This is a genomic window from Luteolibacter pohnpeiensis, assembly GCF_016595435.1.
Taxonomy (GTDB): Bacteria; Verrucomicrobiota; Verrucomicrobiia; order Verrucomicrobiales; family Akkermansiaceae; genus Luteolibacter; species Luteolibacter pohnpeiensis.
The window spans coordinates 26,396-32,575 of sequence record NZ_JAENIJ010000037.1 but is presented as its reverse complement, the minus strand read 5'-3'; the positions used below and the strand labels follow the sequence as shown (position 1 = coordinate 32,575).

Annotated in this window: 4 protein-coding genes; 2 read left to right on the top strand and 2 right to left on the bottom strand. The window is 55.0% G+C overall.

Annotation, left to right across the window (positions count from 1 at the left end; all coding sequences use genetic code 11):
• The first annotated feature begins 119 nt into the window (after positions 1–119).
• Complete coding sequence (locus JIN85_RS17305; RefSeq protein ID WP_200273151.1) at positions 120–455, top strand: hypothetical protein; 336 nt, start codon at positions 120–122, stop codon at positions 453–455.
• An 8-nt stretch (positions 456–463) separates the two neighbouring features.
• Here the strand turns inward: JIN85_RS17305 and JIN85_RS17300 are convergent, their stop codons facing one another.
• Together JIN85_RS17300 and carB are read right to left on the bottom strand one after the other, a co-directional pair.
• Positions 464–1,798 (bottom strand): Fic family protein, encoded by a 1,335-nt coding sequence (locus JIN85_RS17300; RefSeq protein WP_200273149.1) that lies wholly within the window; start codon positions 1,796–1,798, stop codon positions 464–466.
• Between the two features lie 105 nt (positions 1,799–1,903).
• A complete protein-coding gene (gene carB / locus JIN85_RS17295; protein ID WP_200273147.1) occupies positions 1,904–5,197 on the bottom strand; it encodes a carbamoyl-phosphate synthase large subunit in 3,294 nt (1,097 codons plus the stop codon).
• A 146-nt stretch (positions 5,198–5,343) separates the two neighbouring features.
• On the opposite strand from carB, the gene JIN85_RS17290 reads away from it, so the two are divergent.
• Positions 5,344–6,102 (top strand): M23 family metallopeptidase, encoded by a 759-nt coding sequence (locus JIN85_RS17290; protein ID WP_200273145.1) that lies wholly within the window; start codon positions 5,344–5,346, stop codon positions 6,100–6,102.
• Positions 6,103–6,180 lie beyond the last annotated feature (78 nt).

The window sequence follows — 6,180 nt, the reverse complement described above, 5'->3', positions numbered from 1 at the left end:
CTTCACTCCAAACGCTTCTCGATCAACCGCGAACCGTGAGCTCCGTATGCTCACTTCCCAATCTCAATCGGAAATGAGTTCTGGCAATCGGTCTAGTTATCGCTCTGGGGGTTACCCTCGTGATTGCGATCAAAATTGCCAAATCGTTCAAACCTCTAACCGTTGAGGGGGAACGCTTGCTGCAGCGAATGAAATCAGAGCAATCGCCGCGCCTGAAAGACGGATCCGAAGATCTTATCCACATGAGTTTTGCCATGGCAATGCTCGGGCCGACCGGGTTCCCCGGGACGGATTACGTTTCATTGATCGAGATGGATCGAGCCCACGCGCTGGCATCGAAATCTTCCATTTGGAGTGTTGGCTCAAGCGGCTGCTCCAGCGATTCCAGTGGTTGTGGAAGTAGCGGCTGCTCCAGTGGTTGTGGTGGCTGCGGCGGCTGTGGCAGCGGAGATTGATTTTAATTTTAGCCGGTCAATTTTGCAGCCAAATCAGATGCAGGGCTATAGACAAATGCCTTTCCGGATTTACGTTTTGTCAGCAGGTTTTTTATTTCCAACGCGACCAGATCGTTTTTGGCGGTTTGATTGGATATGGCGTGGGAGGTTTGGTGACTGACGACGGTGTATGAGGCAAAAGGATGTTTGAGGGCGTGCCGCAATAATGCGAGTTGGCGGTGATTGAAATCTCCACCTGCGGACAGATGCTTTCTGAGATTTTCGACCTCTTCCTGCTTTCGGCGAATGTAGCTTTGCAGTGATTTTATGGAAGACAGAATCACTTCCAATTGGTGTAAGATGAAGTAATTGAGATCGTTTGCGTCGGTTTCAGTATGAAGGAAGGCGCGATAGTATTTTTTGGGAGCTTTCAAAATCTCATGCGAGATCGAGAAAAATTCGGCAAGCCAAAAGCCGTGACGGAGCATCGACCAGTAAAAAAGTGCACGAGCTGTCCGCCCGTTGCCATCAATGAACGGATGATCGAATGCCACCCAGAAATGCAATATGATGGACCTGATTACTGGGTGTAGAAATCCGTTCATTCCTGTTTCGTTCGCAAAGGCACACATCCGCTCGATTCGCTCTTCGAGCTCTTCCGCTGGTGGCGGTATGTGGAACACCTCGCCACTTTCATCATCCTCGACCCTCACATTGCTACCAGCAGGGCGAAAACTTCCTTCATCTTCCTTTCTCTCTAAAGTATTAGCAGTGACATTCTGATGGATGAGTAGGATCAATTCAGGAGTGAGCGGTTTACCTTTTAGCCCGGATATCAACCGCATCGTATGGTAGTTGTTGATTACCATACGTTCATGGCTTGTTGCTGGCGCGCGGTGACTGCGGATCATCTCACGGGCCTCGGAACGAGTGACGACCGCACCTTCCAATTGGCTGGAAGTGAGTGCCTCTTCCACGATTGAATCGACGTAGTAGCGGTCGCGAGTATTTTCTTGAAGGATGCCGTCCTCGTGCACACCGATCCGGCCGCCGCAATTGAGGTCGATTTCGTGTAAAATTTCGAAAGCGCGCTGGGTGAGGAAAAAGGTAAACGGCCTCCCTTTGCTGTCGGTTAGGGGAATGCTCTGGGAACGGAGATTTCTCCTCATCCGAATGGCTGCCCATTGTTGTTCCAGGCTCAATTCACCCGGCGAAGCGCGGTGGCTGAATTCATCCCAATGAAGATAGCGGTCGGTCCTAGCACTTTCCTCCTGTCCGGATCGGATGAAAACATCGACTTTGTTCAAATTAGCTACTTCTTTCAGTAACTTTTGCCAGTCCGGTGGGATCTTCGGGAATTTCATTGCTCCTAATCTTGTAGAAACTAGGAGCAACTTAGGAATATCCGCAGATATTTCAATACCGAACTCCTAATTTTGGAGATATTAGGAGCAAATTCGGAGAAGAGGTCACGCGTGAAATTCCTGGATGCTCTTCACCTCGAGCTCTTTTTCCTTCAGCGAGCGGATCGCTTTCACCGAGGCTTCGGCGGCGGCGAGGTTGGTCGCGTGGGAAATCTTCTGAATGATCGCCGTGGAGCGGATTTGCACTTCGTCGGCGCGGGATTCGTGCGTGCTCGGGGTGTTGATGACGAACTGGATTTCCCGGTTCTTCATCATGTCGATCACGTTCGGCCGTGCTTGCTCGGCGACTTTGTAAACCCGGTGGCAAGGGATGTTTTCCGCTGCCAGCTGCGCCAGAGTGCCGCCGGTGGAGTAGATTTGGAATCCGAGCTCAACGAGGTCGCGGGCGACTGCAACCGCACGCGGCTTGTCGCGATCCGATACGGAGAGGAACACGTTTCCGGAAGTTGGCAGGGCGTTGAAGGCGGCCATCTGGGATTTGGCGTAGGCCATGCCCCAATCGGCGTCGATGCCCATGACCTCACCGGTCGATTTCATTTCCGGGCCGAGCACGATGTCGATGCCTGGGAATCGGTTCCATGGGAACACCGCTTCCTTCACTGAGAAATGCGGTGGCACGATGGTTTCGGTGTAGCCGAGATCCGCGAGTTTTTCGCCGACCATGACTTTAGCCGCGAGCTTCGCGAGTGAAACGCCGGTTGCTTTGGAAACGAATGGCACGGTCCGCGAAGCACGAGGGTTGACCTCGATGACGTAGAGTTGCTCGTCTTTCACCGCGAACTGGATATTCATCAAGCCTTTGACCTGCAGCTCGCGGGCAAGGTCCTTCGCCGCACGGGTGATCTCGGCTTTGATTGCATCCGAAAGCGAGAACGCGGGGATCACACAGGCGGAGTCACCGGAGTGAATCCCGGCTTGCTCAATGTGCTGCATGATCGCGCCAACTACGGAAGTTTCGCCATCGGAAATGCAGTCGACGTCGACTTCGGTCGCGTTGTCGAGGAAACGGTCGACCAACACCGGACGTTCCGGCGAAGCGATGACCGCCTCGCGCATGTAGCGGGAAAGCTCGCTGTCGCTGTAGACGATCATCATGCCGCGACCACCGAGAACGAATGATGGACGGACCAGCACCGGGTAGCCGATGCGGTTGGCAATGACGATGGCTTCGTCCTCGTTGATCGCGGTGCCGGCTTCGGCTTGCTTGAGGTTGAGTTTGTCGAGAAGCGCGGAGAAGAATTTCCGGTCCTCGGCGAGTTCGATCGATTTCGGCGAAGTTCCGATGATTGGCACGCCGTGACGCTCAAGATCGGCTGCGAGGTTGAGCGGAGTTTGACCGCCGAATTGGACGATGACGCCGTGCGGTTGCTCCTGATCGCAAATGTTCAGCACGTCTTCCAGGGTGAGCGGCTCGAAGAACAGCTTGTCGGACGTATCGTAGTCGGTGGAAACGGTTTCCGGGTTGGAGTTCACCATCAGCGTTTCGTAGCCCAGTTCTTTTAGCGCGAACGCCGCGTGGACGCAGCAGTAGTCGAACTCGATCCCTTGGCCGATCCGGTTCGGACCGCCGCCGAGGATGATGATCTTTTTCTTCTCGGAGCTGCGGGCTTCGTTTTCGTCGCCGTAGGTGGAGTAGAAATACGGCGTGTAAGCTTCGAATTCGGCGGCGCAGGTATCGACCAGGCGGTAAGTCGGAATAATGCCCTTGGCTTTGCGTTCCGCGCGGACGGTGTCTTCGGTGGCGACATCGACCACGGCTCCTTCCGGCTCGGCACGCGGTGGTGCTCCGGCTGGCTGATCTTTTTCACCATGAATCGAGGCATCGTGAACTGCACTCGATGCGGCACGGGCCTTGGCGATTTGGCGATCGGAAAAGCCGAGCTTCTTCGCGCGTTTCAGATCCAGATTGGCCAAATCCGCGCCTTCATCGGCGATCTGCTTGAGGTGGCCGAGGAACCAAGGATCGATCGAAGTGGCGGCGAAAACCTCATCGATGGTCCAGCCGTTGATGAAGGCGGTTTGCAGCCAGAAAATCCGCTCTGCATTCGGAATCTGCAACTTGCGGGTGATCTCGTCCTTGGTCGGCGCTTGTGGCTCTTTGCTATCGAAACCAAATCCCCAGCGGCCGGTCTCGAGCGAGCGCAGGCACTTCTGCATGCTCTCTTTGAACGTGCGGCCGATCGACATGGCCTCGCCCACCGATTTCATCGAGGTGGTGAGGACCGCATTGGCAGTCGGGAATTTTTCGAAAGTGAAACGCGGAATCTTGGTCACCACGTAGTCGATCGTCGGCTCAAACGAGGCCGGAGTTTCGCGGGTGATGTCGTTTGGAAGCTCATCCAGCGTGTAGCCGACAGCGAGTTTCGCTGCGATTTTTGCGATCGGGAATCCGGTGGCCTTGGAAGCGAGCGCCGACGAGCGGGAAACGCGTGGGTTCATCTCGATCACGATCATCCGGCCGGTTTTCGGATCGGTGGCGAACTGAATGTTCGAGCCGCCGGTTTCCACGCCAATTTCGCGAATCACCGCGAATGATGCATCGCGCATGATCTGATATTCGCGATCGGAAAGTGTCTGGATCGGCGCGACGGTGATCGAGTCCCCGGTGTGAACGCCCATCGGGTCGAGGTTTTCGATCGAGCAAATCACGACGCAGTTGTCGTTGCGGTCGCGCATGACCTCCATTTCGAATTCCTTCCAACCGAGCAATGATTCATCGATCAGGACTTCGGAAACCGGGGAAAGATCAAGGCCGCGGGTGACGATTTCTTCGTATTCCTCGCGGTTGTAGGCGATGCCGCCGCCTTGACCGCCGAGCGTGAATGCCGGGCGGATGATCAATGGGAAAGTGCCGATTTCTTCGGCGACCTTGCGGGCTTCTTCCAACGTGTGGGCGATGCCGGAGCGTGGCATATCGAGCCCGATCTTGGTCATCGCTTCTTTGAAAAGGTGGCGATCTTCCCCTTTGTCGATCGCGTCAGCGTTGGCGCCGATCATTTTAACGCCGTGTTTTTCCAGCGTGCCGGATTTGAACAGCGACATGGAGGTGTTGAGCGCGGTTTGACCACCGAGGGTTGGCAGCAGCGCGTCCGGTTTTTCGCGGATGATGATCTTTTCGACAACTTCCGGAGTGATCGGCTCAATGTAGGTGCGGTGAGCGAATTCCGGGTCGGTCATGATGGTGGCCGGATTCGAGTTCACCAAGATGACCTCGTATCCTTCTTCCTTCAGGGCTTTGCAGGCTTGGACGCCTGAGTAGTCAAATTCACAGCCTTGGCCAATGACAATGGGGCCGGAGCCGATGACGAGGATTTTCCGGATCGAGGTATCTTTAGGCATGGTGCGGAGCAGTTACGGGCGTGAGAAGGCGGCTAAATTGGACGGGGTGTGGCAGGGATTTCAACGCTTGTAAAGGGATAGCTGCAAGAGGATGCAGATGGAACACGCTGGATTCGTGCGAATCGGCCTGTCAACATTGCCTCCAGATGCGGAAGATCTATTCAAAAATCAGCCTGATCCTCACTTTATTGGTGCTCGCCGGAGTGGTCGGATGGTTCGTGTGGTTCTCGGAAACTGAGCGGGCACGGGAAAAAAAGGCGCAAATGGTGGTCGATCCGACTGCGCCGCTCGCGATGCCGCTCCATGAAAAATATGATCCGCGTTTCAATTTCCTTTCGCCATGGGAAGAAAATCAGATTCCGACGGCGGTGCGATTTGATCCACCACTCGGATCTGAACATGCGGCGCTGATTTACAATGCCCAGAAATTTTGGGAAATGAACGAAAAGCGCGGCGGGCATCACACCGGTGACGATCTGAATGGCATCGGCGGCATGAACACGGATTTGGGCGATCCGGTTTTCTCGGTAGCGGATGGATTGGTGGTTTTTGCTGCGGAATCATCGCCAGGGTGGGGGAACATCATCGTGATCGCCCACCGCACCACGACGGGTGAGGTGGTTCATTCGATGTATGCGCATTTGGAACGCATCGATGTTCAGCGAGGGGCGCTCGTGGCGCGCGGCGAAAAAATCGGCACGGTGGGCACGGCGAATGGCTACTATCCAGCGCATCTCCATTTTGAAATGAGAGCCAGCGATGGCGTCGACATCGGCGCGGGCTATGCGATGTATCCGCTCAACCGTTTGGACCCGATGGGAACGGTGGCGAAACTCCGCAATGCCGGGGATGAGATGTTGTCAAAATCTCCCCTTGGATTGATTTTGAAGGAGTCAGGAGAATGACGGCGGATCGGCGGATCGGAGTTTTTCGCTGGGGCAAGTTTTTTCCCTGTATTTTCCGGCTGGAAAATGGCGCGGTTC

Coding starts and splice junctions, on each gene's coding strand:
- JIN85_RS17300 (WP_200273149.1), bottom strand. CDS start 1,798: ATGAAATTCCCGAAGATCCCACCGGACTGGCAAAAGTTACTGAAAGAA.
- carB (WP_200273147.1), bottom strand. CDS start 5,197: ATGCCTAAAGATACCTCGATCCGGAAAATCCTCGTCATCGGCTCCGGC.
- JIN85_RS17290 (WP_200273145.1), top strand. CDS start 5,344: ATGCGGAAGATCTATTCAAAAATCAGCCTGATCCTCACTTTATTGGTG.